The following is a 17,682-nucleotide window of genomic DNA, read 5'->3' as shown; positions in this document are numbered from 1 at the left end:
GCTAGCCCTCCCACGGCCTCATCTTGTCGTACGCAATGTCAAACTGCATGAGCACCTTGCCCACAATGTGGTCGACCTGTTCGGCGACCGTTTGGTACCCACTGTAGAAGGTCAGCATCGGCGGAACAATCACGTAGCCATCTTCGGCTGCCTGCAGCAGGTTGCGGCAATGGCTCTTGTTGAGCGGCATCTCGCGCGGCACCAAGACGACGCGGCGATTCTCCTTCATGCAGACGTCTGCGGCGCGCACCAAAAGGTCATCGTCGTAGGAATTGACCATAGCCGAAAGGCTCTTCATTGAGCACGGAGCCACAATCATGCCATCGGTCTTGTACGATCCGCTAGACACCGCGGCCGCTAAGTCGTGGTTGTCATAGGTGACGTCCGCCAGCGCAGTCAGTTGTTCCATCGTGATCGAGGTCTCGCGGGCAAAGATTATCTTGGCTCCATCGCTCACGATCAGGTGCGTCTGAACGTCGGGGACGTCAGCAAGCGCCTGCAGCACGCGATAGCCAATCTGAACGCCGGTCGCGCCCGTGATGCCAACAATAATCTTGCGCATAAAGACCCCCATAACTATGCAACAAAGCTTCTGCGAATACTTCGCGCTGAGAAATACGCCTTAATCGGCAGCTTGGGACGAGGGGGCGCAGAGAAAACTTGCGGTTTGCCACCGAGAAAACTTGCGGTTTGCCGCCGAAAACTTGCGGTTTGCCCCCGGCACTCTGCGGTTTGACCCCGGCAGCGGAGTCCACGGACCGTGCGCCCCGTCCCTCTCGCAAAGTGCCGGTCGCCCCGCGGAAGCCAGCTGCGGGGCGACCGACTCAGGACCCTCTCTTACATCAGGCCAAGCACGTGGAACCAGAGGGCTTCCACAAGCACGACGATGAACACCACGGCAGTCAGCGGGATGCCCATGCGCATGGCTTCCTTGGAGGAGTAGCCAGCGGCATCCTCGCCCTCGCCGACAAGTATCGCGAGGTTGTGGAACGGCAGGATGTAGTGGATGTTGATGGCGGAGAAGACCATCATGGCCACGGCGATGTCGGACACGCCGGAACCCGCCGTGAAGGCCAGAAACGCCGGCACGCAAATGCCGAGAACGGCCATGACGGAGCCCATGAACATGTGGATGATCACGGTGATTGCGGCGATGAGCAGCGCGAGCACGAAGATGTTGTCAGGCACGGAGTCGGGCAGGACAACGTTCGCAATCCAAGAGTTCATACCGGTCGCGGAGCCAACAGTGCCGATGCCCATTGCGGCAGTCAGGAAGACCAGGGTGTTGATGGGCACGGAGTTCCACGTAGCTGGCGTCAGGACCTCGCCGATCACGGGGAGCGCCATGGCAGCGCCGATGAGCAGCGTCACAAAGCCGATGTTGAGCCCGGTCAGAGACTCGGTCAGCCACAGGACGATGGCAACGCACAGCCAGAAGATGGTCCTCTTCTCCTTGTTGTTCACAGGGCCGAGCGCGGCCTGCTTCTCGCGAACCTCGTCGAAGTCGATCTCCATCTCCTTCTCGGGCTTGAAGAGCGCGAGGCCAAGGGCCAGCGTGCAGATCGTTGCCACGAGCATGGGCACGGACATGTAGATGAACCACTGCACATAAGAGACGCCGTCAGCCGCATAGGAAGCAACCAGCGGGTTCAGCGTGGAGTCGCCAGTGAGCACGAACATCGAGCCAGGCGCCGCGGCGGCAAACACCAGAAAGCCTACTTTTACTTTGTCAGCCTTGGACATCTTGGCCGCGTCGCAGATCACGAGCATAACGGCAAGAATCATGAAGGCGCGCGGGAAGGGGTGCGGGATGATCACGGAAAGGACCACGGTCAGCACGAAGATCGAGATGACGAGCGACTTCCAGTCGCGCACGAACTTGATGGCGAACCAGTAGGCGATGCGCTCGCCCAGGCCAGACTCCTTGACGGCCGCGGCAATCAGGTAGGCGCCGATGACCATCCACATCTGCATCTTCGTCCAAGACGCAAACACCGTGGCGGCATCCGACGTTCCCGTCAAAATCAGCAGCGCCAAGTAAATTGCCGAGACGTACGCAGGCTGCGCTACGCCGCAGGCCCACCACACGACGGTCATCAGCGTGAGAGCCAGGCACTGCTGGCCCTGCTGGCTGATCTCTCCGAGGGCGTTGAGCGGCGCCACCCAGATGATCGCAAGGACGATCAGGCCGGCAAACAGGCCAACCGTCCTCTTGTTGAGCTTCAAAGCCATGCTTCGTGTTCCCTTCTCTTACGCGTTCAGCTCGGTCGCCCACTTGTCCTTGTCGATCTCAAGGAAGTGGCAGCGCTCGAAGTTGGCCTTGCGGTCGAACGGGACGGTGCAGTCGAAGATGGCCTTGCAGGCGATGCCGTGCACGCGGATGGACGGGTCCATCGAGGGGTCGTTGGACGGGTCGAGCACGTGGCAGTGGCAGCCGGGGATGGTGATGAGGTCGGTGTCGGCCTGGAAGCGCGTGGTCATGGCCCACATGACGTCGCTCATGTCGAAGATGTCGACGTCCTCGTCAACCAGGAAGACGTGCTTGAGCTCGGAGAACGCAGAGAACGCGAGCATGGCGGCGTTGCGCTGGCGGCCCTCATCGTTGATCGAGGACTTCTTGAACTGCAGGATGGCGACGAACTTGCCGCCGCCGCAGGGAGCCGCGTGCACGTTGAGCAGGCGTCCCGGAATGGCGGTCTCCACCATCTTGTAGATGGACGCCTCGGTGGGAATGCCGGCCATCGAGACGTGCTCGTGGGACGGACCGATGCAGGACTGCATGATGGGGTGCTCGCGGTGCGTGACGGCGGTCACGTGGATGACGGGCAGCGCGGGCTTGGCGTCGCCGGTGTAGCCAGGGAACTCAGGCATGGCCTTGCCGGTGTTGGTGTTGATGTCCTCGCGGACGGTGTCGGTGATGGAGAGGTAGCCCTCGATGACGTACTCGGCGTTGGCGACGCACTTCTCGGGGACGGTGAGGCACTGGGCCAGCTCGACGGGCTTTCCGCGCAGGGCGCCGGCAATCTGAAGCTCGTTGTAGCCAAGCGGCGTCGTGGGCGCCTCGAAGCCGGCGCTCATGTAGACGGCGGGGTCAAGGCCGATGGAGACGGAGATGGGCATGTCCTCGCCCTTCTCCTTCCACTGGTCGAAGAAGGCACCCAAATGACGGCTACCCGGCGTAATCCACATGCCGAGGGTGTCCTTGGACTCGATGCACAGGCGGTGGATCGTGACGTCGGACATGGTGTCGTCGGGGTTGTGCCCCATGCAGAGGCCCATCGTGATGTAGGGGCCGGCGTCCTCGGGGGTGTTGGTGGGCGCGGGCACGAGCGTGCGCAGGTCGAAGTCGGGGTCGGTGGCCTTGTGCACGACCTCCTGGCAGTCGATGTGCTTGCCCTCCTCTATCATGACGGGCGGGATGGTGTGGTTGAGCTTCTTGCCCATCTCGATGCCAAGGTGCTCCTCCTCAAGGCCGATGAGCTCGGAGACGCGCTTGCGGCTGGCGAGAAGGCCGATGGCGACCTTGGCGTCATCAAAGCCCTTGATGTTATTGAAGACCATCGCGGGGCCTTCCTTGGTCGGGCGCTTGACGGTCCCGCCAGCGCCGACGTAACGGTAGACGCCCGAGACCTCTGCGTCGGGGTCGACCTCGGTGTCGGTGGTCAGGAGCTGGCCCGGCTGCTCGGAGAGGTACTCCAGGGCGCTGCGCAGGTCGTGAATCTCGCTTGCCTTCATCTGTTCTCCTTCGTCTTCTTGCGTATCCATGGCGGCCACGGGACCGCCACCGCATCGGAACGAAGGTACGAGAGTGTAGCTGGTATCGAGTCAAGCGAGAAGGGCAAAACATTTCGGCGAACGGCATTTTCGCAGATAAATGGACGCTCTTGACCCGAGGCGTCGCGCGGCTGGCGCTGTCCACCCGCTGCAGCGCACCAGCCGCGAGGCTACCGCACCAGCCCCTCGGCTGGCGCGCCAGCCGCGGAGCTAGCCCACGCGAACCTCAAGCTGGCAGAGGTCCTTCTCGCCCTCGCCATGAAACATCAAGTCGAGCAGGCACAGGTCCACGATGTCGCCCTTTGGCTCTATGCCTTGCTCGGTCATCCAGCTCATGAGCCAACGGTCGGAGTCGAGCTCATAGGGCATCTCGTAGGTATACAGCGTCACGTACTCGCCTGCCGGAAGCACAACAAAGTGCTGGTCATCGATGCCGGCGTCATGAAGCCGCTTGGAGTCCACCTCTTCCGGGAGCATGATGATGCTGCCCGCGCCGGAAAGCGGCTCGTCGCTCGAGAGCGCCTTGGTACGAATCAGCGATCCAAAGCCGCATGACGGGACCATCTCAAGCTTCGAGAGGTGCCGCCACGCGTTCATCAGCGTCAGGTGCAGCGACCGCTCGTCCATGTGGCTCGAGGGGTACGGCTCAAAGATGGCGTGGCGCTCCTCCATCCACTCGAAGTAGGGCCGGCCCACGTTCTTGCTCTTGGTGGCCACGTGCGCATGCAGCTGCTGGCGCTGCTTGACAAAGGTGCGCTGGCGCTCGAGCGTCGCCATTTCTTCGTCAATCGCGGCGAGCCGCTCGGAGAGCACGTCCTGCAAGCGCTCGGTAGTTCGATCTTTCATGTATTCGGCAATGTCGGAGAGCGAGACTCCGATGTCGCGCAGAAAGATGATTTCGCGAAGCTGCGGAACTTGGTCGATGCTGTAGTAGCGATATCCCGTCTCGCTGACATACGACGGCTTGAAGAGCCCCATGCGGTCGTACAGGATGAGCGTCTGACGAGAAATGCCATGAATCTTGGCCATCTCGCTGATCTTGACAAGCTCGTTCTCTCGCATCGGCGCCCTCCGTTCGCAAAAAATGAACCCGATACAAGGTACATAGTTTTTCCCTGCACGAGCGCGGCGAAATCCGGCGAGCGGCGACTTCGCGCACATGGAGCAGGTATGCGGGCTTGCGGTTCCCTTTGGGCTAGCGACAGCCCCGCCTTCCGACCATAGTGCATAAGAAAATGAATTAGTCCATCACGGCTGGGACGCTGGGAAAGCCGTGAAGGCCACCCAAGCACATGCTAACCACAGCCTATTCCAGCATCGAGATGACCACGTGGCTGTTAGGCAGATAGGAAACCGTCACCAGGGGATGCTCGCCGCTCGAGTAGTGCTCCCACACGTCCCTTGAGACGCTGAAGGAGAGGCGCTGCCCCTGCTCGTCAACGCCTCTTACGTAATAGGTGGTGCTGTCTCCGCTGTCGTCAGTATCGGTCGAGATGTCCGTCAGGTCCGCCACGATAGGGTCGCTGAGGTAGGGAATGTCACGGACGTAGTCGTTGAAGGCGAGCATCAGTATCGCCCCAATGGCCAGACACATCAAGCTGAGGCAGACCATCGCGAGCACGACCTTCACCTGGTGGGACCCTTCGTCGCCTTCGAGGAGCTCCCCACGCGTCCCCTTGTTTATCAGGTAAACGATGATGATCACGCCTCCCACCAGAAAGGCGACTCCGATAAGCGAGGAGGCAATCAGCTGAATCCAGAACGCGGAATAGCCAACCGAGGCGATCCGATCCAGGAAGCTTCCCCCAAAGATGATCCCAAGGGTAACAATCGCCAGAAAGATGTAGAGCAGCATCTTCCTTCGCACACTATGCCGTGCCTGCCGTGTCGACTTTTCCATGGACTCAAAAACGCCTCCTCTCCCCCGAGTCTAGGGAAGAGGAGGCGCGGCATGGTAAACGCAGCGTAAGGGGGTGGCGAAACGCGCCTTATTGGCGCCTACTTCTCCACCGACGCGTACTGCTCGTCAGTGACGGGCTCCACCCACTCGGCCGATGCGCCCTCCGCGGGCACCGAAAGCGCGATGTGCTGGAACCAGCTGTCCTTGGCAGCGCCGTGCCAGTGCTTGACCTCGGGCGGAATGCTCACGACGTCGCCGGGATGAAGCTCCTGGGCAGGCTTGCCCTCCTCCTGGTACCAGCCGCGACCGGCGATGCAGATCAGCACCTGGCCGCCCTTGTGGTGGATGTGCCACCAGTTGCGGCAGCCCGGCTCAAAGGTCACGTTCGAGGTGCCCAGCTGCGGATCGCCAAGACCGGCCAGGTAGCTGGTTCCGGTGAACCACTTGGCGTAGTTGACGTTCTCCTCGCCCAGCGGGAAGTCCTTCGAGAGGCCATCCTTGCTCGTGATGGTGTCGTCCTTGCTCATGTTAGTTTCTCCTTTTATCAACAGCAGCTTTTACGCGATCAATCCAGGCTGAAACCTCGCGGTCGGGAGTCCTCTGGTGCGAGCCGCCCTGCGAGTCAAACTGAACTTCCATGGGCTCGAGTATATCCGCTCCCTCGGCGGCCGACTCCATGTCGTCGATCACCGTACCCGGCCAGCCGCCATTTGTCATAAACGGGACCACAACCTTGCCAGTCCAGTCATTTGCCGAGAAGTACGAGCTCACGGCAGGCGCCATCGTGTACCACCACGTAGGAGTGCCGACGCAAATCACGTCGTAGTCGGAGACGTCGTGCTCAAGGGGCTTGAGCTCTGGCTCATAGCCCTGATTGACTTCGCGCCTGCCCTGCTCGACCACCTCGTCGTAGCTTCCGTCGTAGGGCACGACGGTGCGAATCTGCTCGAGGTCGGCGCCAAGGGCCTTGGCAAGCCGGCGCGCGATGTTCTCGGTATTGCCGTTTGACCAGGTAAAATATGCAACGAGTGTCTTCACGCGAACCCCCTACTTGAACGAGCGCTCGTAAATGCCGGCGATGTCCTCGTCAGTGGTCGTATCCGGGTCGCACATGAACAGGCCGCCCATCGTCGAGCGAGCAGTGCGAGCCAGCTCGAGAGCCTCCTCGTGGGTGCCCGTGAAGCCGTAGTCGCTCATGCGCAGGTCATCAACGCCGCAGACCTCCTGCAGTCCGCGCAGGGCTTCGAGGAAGTCCTCGGGCTTCTCGGCGTCCTTCTTGCCCATGGCGCGCGCCATGTCCACAAAGCGGCTGTCGCAGACGTGGCGGTCGATCCAGTAGCCAAAGTAGGCAAGGCTGATCATGGTGAGTCCGGCGCCGTGAGGAAGCTCGGGATGGAAGGCGCTCATCGCGTGCTCCATCGAGTGCTCGGAGGTGCAGGCGGAGGTCACCATCGAGTAGCCGCTCATCGTGTTTGCGAAGGCCATGTGCGCACGGGCTTCGAGGTCGGAGCCGTCAGCCACGGCGCGCGGCAGCCAGGTCGAGATGTTCTCGATTGCCGCGAGCTGCACCATATCGGAGAAGAGGTTGGCTGGCTTTGAGATGTAGCCCTCGAGGCTGTGGAAGAGGGCGTCGAAGCCCTGGTAAGCGGTGAACTTCGCAGGGACGGTGAGCATGAGCTCGGGGTCAACGATGGCGATCTTCGCATTGAGGTCGGCCGCGCCCACGCCGATTTTCTCGTGGGTCTCGAGCTTCGAGATAACGCCCGCGGCGTCAACCTCAGAGCCAGTTCCGGCGGTCGTGGTAATGGCGATCCAGGGAAGCGACGGATTCACGAGGGGCTTGTTCTTGCCAGTTGTGCCGCCAGCATAATCCCAGAGGTCGTCGCCCGGCTGCGGGGCGAACATGGCCATTACCTTACCGGCATCAAGCACCGAGCCTCCGCCCAGCGCGACGACAAAGTCGCAGCCGTTCTCGCGGGCGACCTTAGCGCCGGCTTCGACAGCCTCCTTGGTGGGGTTAGAGCCAACCCCGTCAAAGACGACGTGCTCGACGCCCGCGGCATCAAGCTCTGCCTCGGTGCGATCGAGGTAGCCGTTCGCGCGCGTTGACTTGCCCGACGAGATGACAATCATCGCCTTCTTTCCAGGGAGCTGCTGCTCGTGCAGCTTGTTTAGGCTGCCAGGGCCAAAGATGACGCGCGTGGGGGCGTTGAAGGAATACGAGAGGTTGGAATCGAACATGAAGTCCCTCCGGTCTGTTAGCGTTTCTTACAGGACAATCTTCCCTCTGCTGGAGAGCTTGGCACCATGCCAATGAGGTCGGTTGCTATGCATAGAGCACATAGCTTGGCTGGCTAGTCCAGTTCTCCGCGCTTGCGAGCGGCGTTATCGATGCAGGTAAGAGCGTTGAGCGAGCGCGGATAGCCAAGGTAGGGCACCAGCTGCGAGACGACGCCAATCAGGAAGGCGCGGCTGTTTCCCATGGCCATGTTGCCGCCCGCGTGGCTCGTGAGCTGGGGCTCGCATCCGCCCTGGGCGGCGATGAAGCAGAAGGTGATGAGCTCGCGCTCGCGCAGGTCAAGACCCTTGCGGGTGTAGAAGTCGCCGAAGCAGTTGGCCGCAAGCCACTGATTGATGTGGCGACGCTCCGCAGGGCCGGACTCGGCAAAGCCCTTCATGCCGTCGCCGAAGATGTCTACCTGCGCTTGGCTGCCAGCGGCAAGGCGCGTCTCGCGCGTAGTGGTGGAGCGGGGCTCGAGGGGCTGGTCGATGCACTTCTCGTCCAACACGTCAGAAGCGATGCGCACGAATGGATACACCCGACCCATGCCCAGGTAGTCAACGCCCTGATAGACGATTTCCTTGAGCTCAACCGGCGTTACGCCCGCATTGAGCGCTGCGGGGACCATCTCTCGGAAGAGATCCGTGCCCTGGCAGCCCATGAGCGCGGCAAGGATGCAGACAAAGCGCGTGCGCTCGTCAATGTCAGTACGAGAGGCGACCTCGTCGAAAGCGAAGTTCTCCCAGATTTCAACGAGTTCGGGATCTGTCGATGCGAGAGGGCTCTCCGCTCCTGCAAAAAGGCGGTCCCTATAGGCCTGTGCGGCTTGGGTGCGATTGATATTTGCCATGTTGAACCCTTTCTCCTATCGAGCGACGCTCTTCTGCGCCCAGCTAATTGCCTTGTCAATCGAACGATCGGTATCGTGACCAAGAATGGATAGGCCGCGAACGTAGTGGGCCTTGGGATATGCCGTGTGCAAGTCGCTCTCGGAGCTCCCCATGCCCGAGCCCTCGTTTGAGCAAAGCGGCGCGACCGTGATGTCTCTCAGGTCAGCGGCGTCGAGAAAGCTGCGAACCGGCATGGGCATGGTGCCCCACCAGTTGGGATAGACGAGGACCATGTGGGTATAGGGCGAAAGGTCCGGGACGGGAGCAGCAAGCGCAGGACGGGAGTTGGCATTCTTGTCTGCTTTCGCCTTCGCTATGCACTGCTGGTAGTCTTCAGGATACGGGTCCGCCTCTTGGATACGGAAGCTGTCAGCGCCAAGGTCAGAAGCAATGGCTTCGGCGAGCTTCTCGCAGTTGCCACGCTCGACTGTGCGTATTTCCCCTGATAGATATGTCTCGCCAGGGTGCGAGAACCATACGACGATTGTCTTTGACACGGCTTCTCCCTTTCCGTCCTTATATCTGTCAAGACAATCATGGCACTAGCGCAAGGGAACATGGTATTCGTCCTTTGAAGGTTGCTATACCGCATGCGCATACCTTTCTACCGAATCCGAACCCCCGCGGCATGGCCTTGCGCCCATGCCTCCTGCCTGGGCCATCAAAGATGGCCCAGGCAGGGTTTTCTCCAAATATCGTCCGGTCTCTTCTGAAGCCGGACTAATATCGCCTACTCCAAGCGCGCGGAACTCCAAGAACCCCTGTGTCGAGGCGACCGAAAGCGACCAATCGGCGCGCGTCCACGAAGGCAGCTGCAAGAAATCTTCGGTTGTAGGTCTTTTCAAGCGGACCCCAAAAGTATCGACAACCCTCACGTCAAAGAATCCGCAGGTAGATAAATGGCACCTCGCCGGTGATACTAAGGCGTCTCTTCGAAAAAGACCTACAACCGAAGAATTCTTGCAGCTGCTTTTCAACACGGAAATAATTGCCGGCTAGGCGCTGCAAAATGTCCTCTGAGAGCGCCGGTGCTTCTGCAATTCCGATGAAAACCAGCACTAGCCAGCCACTGCGGCATTTGGCACCCGTCCCCTCTCCTCTTCGCCTTGCGCCTTACAATTCTCCCAGAGCAATTTCGCTCTTGGGCCCCAAGGGCCCCATAGATATCCGACCTCAACAGAATTGGGGCAAGCTCGTGAGGCTAATGTTGCAGCTGGCAGTGCTTCCTGCCGTAATCCTTCTCGTATACGTCTATAGGCTTGACCCGATGGAAAAAGAGCCCGCAGGGCTCCTCCTGAGCCTTCTTCTTTGCGGCATGCTTTCGACATTTCCCGCCGTATTGCTTGAGCTGCTAGGAACCGAGGTGTTCCTAGGCGGCGGCGAGCCCAACGACCTAGAGACGCTTGCCTTTGAGAACTTCATCATCGTTGCTCTGGTAGAAGAGGGCTGCAAGTTCTTCTTCCTGAGATGGCGCACGTGGAAAGACCCTCATTTTGATTACGTCTTTGACGGAATTGTCTATGCAGTGTTCGTCGGGCTTGGCTTTGCCATTGCCGAGAACATTCTGTACGTCTTTAACTACGGAATCTCCGTCGCCTTTGTTCGGGCGGTCACGGCAATACCAGGTCACTGCATGTTCGGCATCTTTATGGGCTGCTTCTATGGCAAGGCAAAGCTGGCAGATGCAAAGGGCAACGCGGGCGAACGCGCCGGCAACCAGACATGCGCCATCCTCGTTCCGGTATTCTGCCACGGCAGCTATGACACGCTTGCAAGCATCGACAGCGATCTGTCCAGCCTGCTGTTCTTTGCCTTGCTTGTCTTGATGGTCGTAACCGGCATTCGCTTGATGAAACGCATGTCCGCCCAAGCAGAGCGCATCTCGTGGTACTAATTTAGGCTGTAACATCTATCGACAAAGCCAATCCGAGTAGTAGAAAGGCGCGATTGGGTATGGCAAAGAGCACTCGCATTGCTGACACCACACGCGAAGAGCGCATCCAGATTGTGACCGAAGCGCTCAGCTGGGGCGAGGATTGCGGCGACTGCACGTTGGACGCCTGCGGCATCGACAAGTATTACGAGCCCTACATCGAGGGCGAGATGGAACTTGCCGAGCTAAACATGCTCAAGGCGACAAAGACCTACGAGCTCAGCGGCAACGACCGCGGAAACGTTTCGGAAAGCTGCCCTCTGTAGCAGTGCGCTGCGCACCAGCACCGCTCATTCACGAGAGGCCGTCACATAAAAGCCCGGTCAGAGGCTCTGACCGGGCTTTCTTTCAATTGCGGATAGCGGGATAGCAAAGCTACAGGTATACGTCTGGCGTCTCGCGGCCAAACTTGGTGAGTAGCTCATGGCAAGGCTTGCATGCGGCGCAATCGCAGAACCGGGCGCCAGCAGCCTTGCGCTTCAGCTGATGGTCCAGCATCTTGGCGGCGCCTTCCTCGCCAAAGAGCCTCTTGGCCTTGTCGGATCGAGCGAACGCAATGGCATCGTCGATGGTGGTCTGGCGAGCACTTACCGCGTCCAGTAGGGTGTTGGTTGCAGACTCAAGATCGACGCCCTTTGCGACGACGTCTTTCCAAGCAAGCGCAGCTGTTCTTGTTGCCTGCGATGCCGCTGTCGAAGCGAGCATCTCATCAACCTTTGCTTTCGTAAACTCGAAAAGTTCTTTGTCCATGATGCCCCCTTTGCTGAGTCTGGACCGATTGCCATAGTTCCGAGAATCGGTCTTCTATAAAATTATTGCGAGCCAGTCAATCAGTCTCAAGAATTTGCATGCCAATCGGCGGAAAACTGGCTGCAAAAAGTAGGTCTCCCACAGCCCTCGGCGCCACACGACCCGTCATATGATGATTGGGTCGGGAGGAGCTCGCCATGGGAGAAACGCCAAAAGACCTGTCAGAAAAGAAGCTCGCGCTCTTCGAGGCGCTGCTGTCGGGAGCCGGCATCCAGCACATGCTTGACGCCGCATTCGAGGTGCTCGGCAATCCAATCTTTGTCAGCGACATGGGCCTCAACGTGCTCTGCATATGCCGCGACCATGGGCGCGTCATCAAACCCCAAGACCTGTTCGGCGACGCCACCGACACCGTTCTCGATGACGCAATCATGGCTGGCGACCTCGCTCACGTCTATGACTCCGACAAGACGGTTGAAGGCTGGTACCCCAAGGCCAACCGCAAATGCATCGCTGCACGCGTGCGATACAACAGCGACCTGATGGGCCACGTCGTAGTCGTCGAGACGAACCGCAAGTTCACCGACGAGGACCGCGAGCTTCTCCCAACGATTGCGCAAATCGTCAGCTACTCCATGCGCATGCGCGGGTCGAACCGCTCCCAGTCCGTCCCCTACTGGAACCTGATGCGCTCGATGCTGGACGGCAGCCTCACCGATGCGGAGGAATGCAACCTCATGGCTCGCCGGGCTGGCCTCAAGGTTCCGGAACGCATGATCTTGCTCGTGCTGCGTCCGCGGAAGAACGAGGGACGAATCTCGCCCTTCTACCTCCGCCAACAGCTGCTGAACACGTTTGCCGGGAGCTTTGGGATCGAGCAGGACGACGAGAACATCCACGTAGTAAACGCCGCCCCCGGCACGGAGCGCATCATCGCCACCCTCAAGAAACGTGTCTATGTCGAGCCCTTGGCCATAGGAGTCAGCGAGTCGTTCGGCGACCTCCTCGCCTTGAGAGACGCCTATTGCCAAGCAGATGCCGCGCTTCGCCTTGTCGACGTATCCGCGGGCAGCATCGTTCGCTACCGCAGCGTCATGTTCTCCCACCTTGGCGAAATCGTCCGAAACTCCGGTTACGAGCAATGCTTCTCTCTTCCCGAACTCGAGCTTCTTCAGAAAATTGACCAACGCGACGGCACGAGTCATGTCGATGACCTGGCAGCCTACCTTTCCTGCGGCTGCAATGTGAACAAGGCCGCGGAGATGCTGCACGTCCACAAAAACACGCTGTACTACCGGCTGTCACGCATCTCAGAGGTGTCTGGCATCGATCTCTCGGACACAGAGGAGTGCGCGCTCCTTGCCTTGCGGCTACGCATGAGCGGGCACATTCCTTCGTAATACTTTCCAAAGCTGGGCCGTTCAAATCGGACGTCCATCCGTAGAGGCCTCCTGTTGAAAATCCTACCTTCAAGGTAACGAGCAAGATGAAGTTACCGACGGAGGAGGCACCATGAACTTTTCGAAAGACAGCAGGGTCTACGAGGGAGCTTTCGACATCCGACCGCTCTACGGGACAAACCTGCCTAACGAGTACGAGGGCGCACGCGCGGAGTATCTGGCATGCAGGTCCACGGCATGGCTCGGCACCACGCTGTGCTGCTCGCCAGTCATAGACGTAAGCGGCGCCGACGCGGCGGATTTCCTCAACTACCAGTGCGTGAACCGCGACTTCTCGCAGATGAAGCCAGGGCAGTCCAAGCATGGTCTGATGCTCAACGACAACGGCAAGCTCATTGGCGACGGCGTGATTATGTACAAGAGCGACAACCTCTGGCGCTGCTATTGGCTGGCTCCGCTTCTGTACTTTGGCGCGGCCGCGGCAGCCCAAGGCAAAGACGTGAAGACCGAGATGGTCTCGGACGAGTACTTCTACCAGGTGGACGGGCCCAAGTCGCTCGAAATCGTGGAGGACGCCTGCCAGTGTGACCTGCACGACATCGAGTTTGCCCGGAACAAGCCGGCAACGCTGGGCGGAGCGCCTTGCACTGTGCACCGCCTGGGAATGAGCGGCTGCTTGGCCTATGAGATTCACGGAGCCGAGAAGGACGCCGAGGCCGCCTACGACGCGCTGCGCAACTCGCTCGAGAAGTTCGGCGGAAAGCCGATTGGCTTCCGAAACTACACGATTCTCAACCACACGCCAGGCGGCTATCCCAACCAGTTCCAGCACTATGCCTACGCGTACTACGACACCGACCCCGGCCTGGCTGACTTTGCTCGCAAGTACTGCCCGCCGCAGGTTCCGGGTGGCTCGGTTGCCGACGACCCGCACTCCCTCGACGTCACGCCCTGGGACATTGGCTGGGGCTACTGCGTGAACATGAACCACGACTTCCGCGGCAAGGCCGCCGCCGAGAAGGCCAAGGCTGCGCACAAGGCCCACGAAGGCCGTCAGATGGTGACGCTCGAGTGGAACACCGAGGACGTCGGCGACGTGTTCATGAGCCAATTCCGTGGTCGGGACGTTGAGCCCTACGACCCCATCGAGCAGTACCACGACACCTACAACGGTCTCAACTTGCAGGCGCGTATCATTGGCAGCTATGTGCTTGACGGCGACAAGCGCATTGGCTTTGCGACCGGTCGCTGCTACGCCTTCTACGAGCGCAGGATGATCTCGCTCGCCTGCATCGAGCAGGGCTACGCCAAGGAGGGCACCGAGCTCGAGGTTTTGTGGGGCGAGCCCGGACATCCGCAGAAGCGCATCCGCGCAATCGTCGCTCGCTTCCCGTACTACCAAGGGGAGTGGCGCAACGAGACCTGCGACGTGAACAAGCTTGTGCCGAAGCGCTTTGAATAGGAGCGAAAGAAAAAGCCCAGAAGCGAAAGCTTCTGGGCTGATTTTTTATGGTCGCGGGGGTAGGATTTGAACCTACGACCTTCGGGTTATGAGCCCGACGAGCTACCAAACTGCTCCACCCCGCAATATGCTGCGCCTTTGCGCAAGAAATTACTTTAGCGACTCTTGCCATAGAGAGCAATATTAGAAGCCATCTTCATAGATGCCACACAATCATTGCTAGCCATCGTCTTTGCCTGAGCAGGACGCGAGTGCGCATAACCTCACAACAACACCACTCGCAGCCCCTGCGCATTGAGGTTATGCGCACTCGCCTTGGGGGCATTCTCTGGCGTTTGCTCTGGTAGCCCTTGGGACCAGAGATCCCTGAGCTTTCAGGAAAGCGCGCATAACCCGCATCACGGCAGCTTAGAGGCATAGCTTTCCAAGGGTCGCGGCGCCTTTTGACCAAGCGTTCCAGCTCGGTCGCCCCCTCTGCCAAGGGGAAGCGGCAAGGGGGAGTGCGCATAACCTCAACGACTCGCCTCCGCAAGAGGGGGTGCTGTTAGGTTATGCGCACTCCCCTCCCCGCCAGGTCATAAAAATGAGATTGTGGCGACAAGACTGTGGCACAATAAAAGGGCGAACCCATAAGGTCCGCCCTCCAAAATCCCTCGACATCACGCACCAACGACCGCGACCTATCCCTGATCAGCCAGAATCCTTCGCATTTCCTGCTGAACGGCGTGCTCTTCGTTCGTGCCAATCACGTTTTCGGCAATCTGCTTCAAGGCGTAGCGCGCGTTGCCCATAACGTATGGATGGCCGACAAAGCGCAGGATAGAGTAGTCATTCATGGAGTCACCGAACGCAATGACCTCGTCGGGCGTAATCCCGTAGTAGCGCATAAGCTGTGCGACTCCCGTGGCCTTGTTCACCCCACGCGGCGTGACGTCAATCCACTTGGAGCCCGACGGCATGAAGGTAAACCACTCACCCAGCTCGCGCTCGAGCACGTAGACCATGTCCATGATGTCGCTTGCGCGATCGTAGCAGACGGCAGCCTTGATGATGCTGATGCCTGGCGATGGCGGATCGTACATGCGCTGGGCATTCGGCAAGTCTTTGTCCAGCTCTCGAACGTAATGAGAGAGGTCGTCGAGCAGATAGGTGTGCTCCTGGTCGTACAGCACCAGATGCAAGCAGTCGAACGCAGAGCAGGTGCGGAACAGCTTTTGAATGGCCAGCGTCGAGAAGACTTCCCGATCGAGCAGCTTCCCCTCCGCATAGACCTGGCACCCCAGCGACCCGACATAATCCATCTCGTCCGCTACTGGCTCAAAGAACCATCGAAGCGTCCCATACCTGCGTCCCGAGCTTGCCACGAACACAATCCCCTGCTCATGCATCTGGTGAATCAGGTCGAACGTCTCCTCGGGAAGCTCCGAGTTTTCGTCAAGCAGGGTACCGTCCATGTCGGAAGCGACGAGCTTAATCATTTGACCCCCCGTATCCCTCGATAGTCATTTCCTCAGATCACCCAGCCCAATCTAGCTTAGCCACGCAAAAAATCGGGAATGCGCCCGGCCTTAGAGGCCTCTGCAATCTGGAACAGCGCATCGGCAACCCCCTCGTCAGCCGAATTGCCTACAACAGCCTTTGCCACCGACTTGACCTCGGGCATAGCGTTGCCCACCGCCACAGGATAGCCAGCCTGCTTCATAATCGTCAGGTCGTTTCCCGAGTCGCCAAACACAACGACCTCGTCGCGCTTGATTCCCGTAGCCTCTAGGACAGTGTCAAGCGCAGTGGCCTTGGTCACTCCGTGCGGCAGCACGTCAAACATGCCCGGCAGCGGACACACCACGTCTAGCTCAGGCGTGACCTCGCTCACAATCTGGCGGCACCGCTCCATGCGCTTCTCGCCGCCAAAGCAAGCAATAGCTGCGGCAATGTAGTCTATCTTCGGCAGCTTCTCCACCAAGCCACCGTTAAAGTGAGTCAAGCGCTCGATGGCGGCAAGCTCGTCTTCGGTGGCGCCTATGACGTAGGCCGGCACCATGAAGTTGCTCTTCTCCGGATAGCAGACCAAAAACATGCCATCCTCGTTCTTGAGGGCCTCCCCCAAGCGATCGAGGCTCCCCTTCTCGAAGCACGTGACCGAGACGTACTTTCCGTCGACACGGACGCGCTTTCCGTTAGACATGATGGCCGTCTGCAGCGGAGCCTCGTCCATCTTGAAGAAGCGCAGCAGCTCGATGTAGTCGCGACCGGTGTCTGGCCCAAAGCGAACGCCCGCATCGAGAACGGCATGAATGGCTTCCATAGTCCGATAGGACACGCTGCGCTGACCCACGGGCACAAGCGTGTTGTCCATGTCGGAAAGAACAAGCTTTATCAAGACGCGACCCCTTCAAACGGAAAGAAAACGGACTCCAGCCAGCTTATACAGGTAGTATTCACTTCTATCATACGGTCAGGAAAAGCGCTGCGTCACGATAAACGAGGCCTTCATAAGCTCATTAGCTACTTGTCAGACTGGCGGGCCAGCACGTCATAGCGGTCGATCCGCATCAAAATCTGCTCGATGTTGAGCATCCCCGGAATCCTCACGTACTTCTCGCCATCCTCATAAATCACGAGGTCACGATAGCCGGATCCCGTCCGGAGACCAGTCCATTCCATGCTTTCGATCTCGTCGTAGATAACAGAACGGACGTTGCCCACAAAGGGGCGCACGTCCATGAAGTCGTCGTAGAGCGAGACGCGATAGCGACGCAAGAACAGCCAGGCCACAAATGAGACCAGGATGAAGGTCGAGAAGAACGCCAGGATTGTCATTGAGTCTGCACGGAACACCCCGATTTCACAGAGCCACACAAGCAGCATGCCCGTAACGCCCATGAAGACCATCGCAAGCGCAATAGAGTGCGTGAGAGCCGCCGATATCACAAACGTATCATGATGGCTGTGGTGCCGCTCAGAGATACCGATGCTGCCCAACCACTCGACTACAGCTGCGAGCACGGGCATCCCCACGGCGACCGCCGCGAGAATGCCGTGCATCATCGATCGACGCCTCCGTTGAACCTCTTTGACCGCATAGGTATGCTCCCGTCTACTTCTATAACCACTCTATATTCCAATTCCTGAAAAAAGCCTAGGTCCTGCCGTCAATGGGCTTCATTGTCTGCCATACGGGCAGGCGGGGCATTACTGACTGTAAACGGTTACATAATTGAAGAAAGTGTGGAGCCGCCCGGCAGCGTGGATTGGCTGACGGGGGCTCCGGCACAAATAAGAATCGTGAGAA

General features: G+C 59.3%; 18 protein-coding genes and 1 tRNA gene. 4 read left to right on the top strand and 15 right to left on the bottom strand.

The window, feature by feature from the left end; all coding sequences use genetic code 11:
- Position 1 precedes the first annotated feature (1 nt).
- From ACOYJL_RS03140 to ACOYJL_RS03095, 10 genes are all read right to left on the bottom strand, one after another.
- Positions 2-562, bottom strand: a complete 561-nt coding sequence (locus ACOYJL_RS03140; protein ID WP_433568756.1) for a UbiX family flavin prenyltransferase — start codon at positions 560-562, stop codon at positions 2-4.
- A gap of 275 nt (positions 563-837) precedes the next feature.
- Entirely contained in the window at positions 838-2,232 is a 1,395-nt protein-coding gene (locus ACOYJL_RS03135) for an SLC13 family permease (RefSeq protein WP_433568755.1), read from the bottom strand.
- A gap of 18 nt (positions 2,233-2,250) precedes the next feature.
- A complete protein-coding gene (locus ACOYJL_RS03130; RefSeq protein WP_433568754.1) occupies positions 2,251-3,735 on the bottom strand; it encodes a UbiD family decarboxylase in 1,485 nt (494 codons plus the stop codon).
- Between the two features lie 249 nt (positions 3,736-3,984).
- On the bottom strand, positions 3,985-4,836 hold the full coding sequence (locus tag ACOYJL_RS03125) for a MerR family transcriptional regulator (RefSeq protein WP_433568753.1): 852 nt from the start codon (positions 4,834-4,836) through the stop codon (positions 3,985-3,987).
- A gap of 244 nt (positions 4,837-5,080) precedes the next feature.
- Complete coding sequence (locus ACOYJL_RS03120; RefSeq protein WP_433568752.1) at positions 5,081-5,629, bottom strand: hypothetical protein; 549 nt, start codon at positions 5,627-5,629, stop codon at positions 5,081-5,083.
- 143 nt (positions 5,630-5,772) lie between these two features.
- Positions 5,773-6,201 carry a cupin domain-containing protein gene (locus tag ACOYJL_RS03115; protein ID WP_433568751.1) on the bottom strand — a complete coding sequence of 143 codons (429 nt, stop codon included), beginning with the start codon at positions 6,199-6,201 and terminating at the stop codon, positions 5,773-5,775.
- A gap of 1 nt (position 6,202) precedes the next feature.
- Complete coding sequence (locus ACOYJL_RS03110) at positions 6,203-6,712, bottom strand: flavodoxin (protein WP_433568750.1); 510 nt, start codon at positions 6,710-6,712, stop codon at positions 6,203-6,205.
- Between the two features lie 9 nt (positions 6,713-6,721).
- Entirely contained in the window at positions 6,722-7,915 is a 1,194-nt protein-coding gene (locus tag ACOYJL_RS03105; protein ID WP_433568749.1) for an iron-containing alcohol dehydrogenase, read from the bottom strand.
- Positions 7,916-8,028: 113 nt separating this feature from the next.
- Positions 8,029-8,805, bottom strand: a complete 777-nt coding sequence (locus ACOYJL_RS03100) for a carboxymuconolactone decarboxylase family protein (protein WP_433568748.1) — start codon at positions 8,803-8,805, stop codon at positions 8,029-8,031.
- Positions 8,806-8,820: 15 nt separating this feature from the next.
- On the bottom strand, positions 8,821-9,342 hold the full coding sequence (locus ACOYJL_RS03095; protein ID WP_433568747.1) for a flavodoxin: 522 nt from the start codon (positions 9,340-9,342) through the stop codon (positions 8,821-8,823).
- A gap of 707 nt (positions 9,343-10,049) precedes the next feature.
- Here ACOYJL_RS03095 and ACOYJL_RS03090 point away from each other — a divergent pair.
- Positions 10,050-10,739 (top strand): PrsW family intramembrane metalloprotease, encoded by a 690-nt coding sequence (locus ACOYJL_RS03090; protein WP_433568800.1) that lies wholly within the window; start codon positions 10,050-10,052, stop codon positions 10,737-10,739.
- A 59-nt stretch (positions 10,740-10,798) separates the two neighbouring features.
- Positions 10,799-11,044: a hypothetical protein gene (locus tag ACOYJL_RS03085; RefSeq protein WP_433568746.1), complete on the top strand. Its 246-nt coding sequence runs from the start codon at positions 10,799-10,801 to the stop codon at positions 11,042-11,044.
- A 109-nt stretch (positions 11,045-11,153) separates the two neighbouring features.
- Here ACOYJL_RS03085 and ACOYJL_RS03080 read toward each other — a convergent pair whose 3' ends face one another.
- Positions 11,154-11,528, bottom strand: coding sequence for a 3-hydroxyisobutyrate dehydrogenase (locus ACOYJL_RS03080; RefSeq protein ID WP_433568745.1), 375 nt, complete (start codon positions 11,526-11,528; stop codon positions 11,154-11,156).
- A gap of 197 nt (positions 11,529-11,725) precedes the next feature.
- On the opposite strand from ACOYJL_RS03080, the gene ACOYJL_RS03075 reads away from it, so the two are divergent.
- Together ACOYJL_RS03075 and ACOYJL_RS03070 are read left to right on the top strand one after the other, a co-directional pair.
- Positions 11,726-12,928: a PucR family transcriptional regulator gene (locus tag ACOYJL_RS03075; RefSeq protein ID WP_433568744.1), complete on the top strand. Its 1,203-nt coding sequence runs from the start codon at positions 11,726-11,728 to the stop codon at positions 12,926-12,928.
- Positions 12,929-13,040: 112 nt separating this feature from the next.
- The gene (locus tag ACOYJL_RS03070) at positions 13,041-14,390 is read left to right on the top strand and encodes a hypothetical protein (protein WP_433568743.1); all 1,350 of its coding nucleotides are present in this window, start codon (positions 13,041-13,043) and stop codon (positions 14,388-14,390) included.
- Between the two features lie 48 nt (positions 14,391-14,438).
- On the opposite strand, the gene ACOYJL_RS03065 is transcribed toward ACOYJL_RS03070, so the two are convergent.
- From ACOYJL_RS03065 to ACOYJL_RS03050, 4 genes are all read right to left on the bottom strand, one after another.
- Positions 14,439-14,515 (bottom strand) — tRNA-Met (locus ACOYJL_RS03065).
- Positions 14,516-15,070: 555 nt separating this feature from the next.
- On the bottom strand, positions 15,071-15,868 hold the full coding sequence (locus ACOYJL_RS03060) for an HAD family hydrolase (protein ID WP_433568742.1): 798 nt from the start codon (positions 15,866-15,868) through the stop codon (positions 15,071-15,073).
- A 56-nt stretch (positions 15,869-15,924) separates the two neighbouring features.
- The gene (locus ACOYJL_RS03055; RefSeq protein ID WP_433568741.1) at positions 15,925-16,770 is read right to left on the bottom strand and encodes an HAD family hydrolase; all 846 of its coding nucleotides are present in this window, start codon (positions 16,768-16,770) and stop codon (positions 15,925-15,927) included.
- 125 nt (positions 16,771-16,895) lie between these two features.
- The gene (locus tag ACOYJL_RS03050; RefSeq protein WP_433568740.1) at positions 16,896-17,438 is read right to left on the bottom strand and encodes a hypothetical protein; all 543 of its coding nucleotides are present in this window, start codon (positions 17,436-17,438) and stop codon (positions 16,896-16,898) included.
- Positions 17,439-17,682 lie beyond the last annotated feature (244 nt).

The organism is Tractidigestivibacter sp. (assembly GCF_050946515.1).
Classification (GTDB): Bacteria; Actinomycetota; Coriobacteriia; order Coriobacteriales; family Atopobiaceae; genus Tractidigestivibacter.
Note: the sequence above shows the minus strand (reverse complement) of the source record. Positions and strands in the feature narration are given on the sequence as shown.

Coding starts and splice junctions, on each gene's coding strand:
- ACOYJL_RS03050 (WP_433568740.1), bottom strand. CDS start 17,438: ATGATGCACGGCATTCTCGCGGCGGTCGCCGTGGGGATGCCCGTGCTC.
- ACOYJL_RS03125 (WP_433568753.1), bottom strand. CDS start 4,836: ATGCGAGAGAACGAGCTTGTCAAGATCAGCGAGATGGCCAAGATTCAT.
- ACOYJL_RS03105 (WP_433568749.1), bottom strand. CDS start 7,915: ATGTTCGATTCCAACCTCTCGTATTCCTTCAACGCCCCCACGCGCGTC.
- ACOYJL_RS03085 (WP_433568746.1), top strand. CDS start 10,799: ATGGCAAAGAGCACTCGCATTGCTGACACCACACGCGAAGAGCGCATC.
- ACOYJL_RS03075 (WP_433568744.1), top strand. CDS start 11,726: ATGGGAGAAACGCCAAAAGACCTGTCAGAAAAGAAGCTCGCGCTCTTC.
- ACOYJL_RS03100 (WP_433568748.1), bottom strand. CDS start 8,805: ATGGCAAATATCAATCGCACCCAAGCCGCACAGGCCTATAGGGACCGC.
- ACOYJL_RS03130 (WP_433568754.1), bottom strand. CDS start 3,735: ATGAAGGCAAGCGAGATTCACGACCTGCGCAGCGCCCTGGAGTACCTC.
- ACOYJL_RS03090 (WP_433568800.1), top strand. CDS start 10,050: ATGTTGCAGCTGGCAGTGCTTCCTGCCGTAATCCTTCTCGTATACGTC.
- ACOYJL_RS03115 (WP_433568751.1), bottom strand. CDS start 6,201: ATGAGCAAGGACGACACCATCACGAGCAAGGATGGCCTCTCGAAGGAC.
- ACOYJL_RS03135 (WP_433568755.1), bottom strand. CDS start 2,232: ATGGCTTTGAAGCTCAACAAGAGGACGGTTGGCCTGTTTGCCGGCCTG.
- ACOYJL_RS03080 (WP_433568745.1), bottom strand. CDS start 11,528: ATGGACAAAGAACTTTTCGAGTTTACGAAAGCAAAGGTTGATGAGATG.
- ACOYJL_RS03120 (WP_433568752.1), bottom strand. CDS start 5,629: ATGCTGCTCTACATCTTTCTGGCGATTGTTACCCTTGGGATCATCTTT.
- ACOYJL_RS03140 (WP_433568756.1), bottom strand. CDS start 562: ATGCGCAAGATTATTGTTGGCATCACGGGCGCGACCGGCGTTCAGATT.
- ACOYJL_RS03070 (WP_433568743.1), top strand. CDS start 13,041: ATGAACTTTTCGAAAGACAGCAGGGTCTACGAGGGAGCTTTCGACATC.
- ACOYJL_RS03060 (WP_433568742.1), bottom strand. CDS start 15,868: ATGATTAAGCTCGTCGCTTCCGACATGGACGGTACCCTGCTTGACGAA.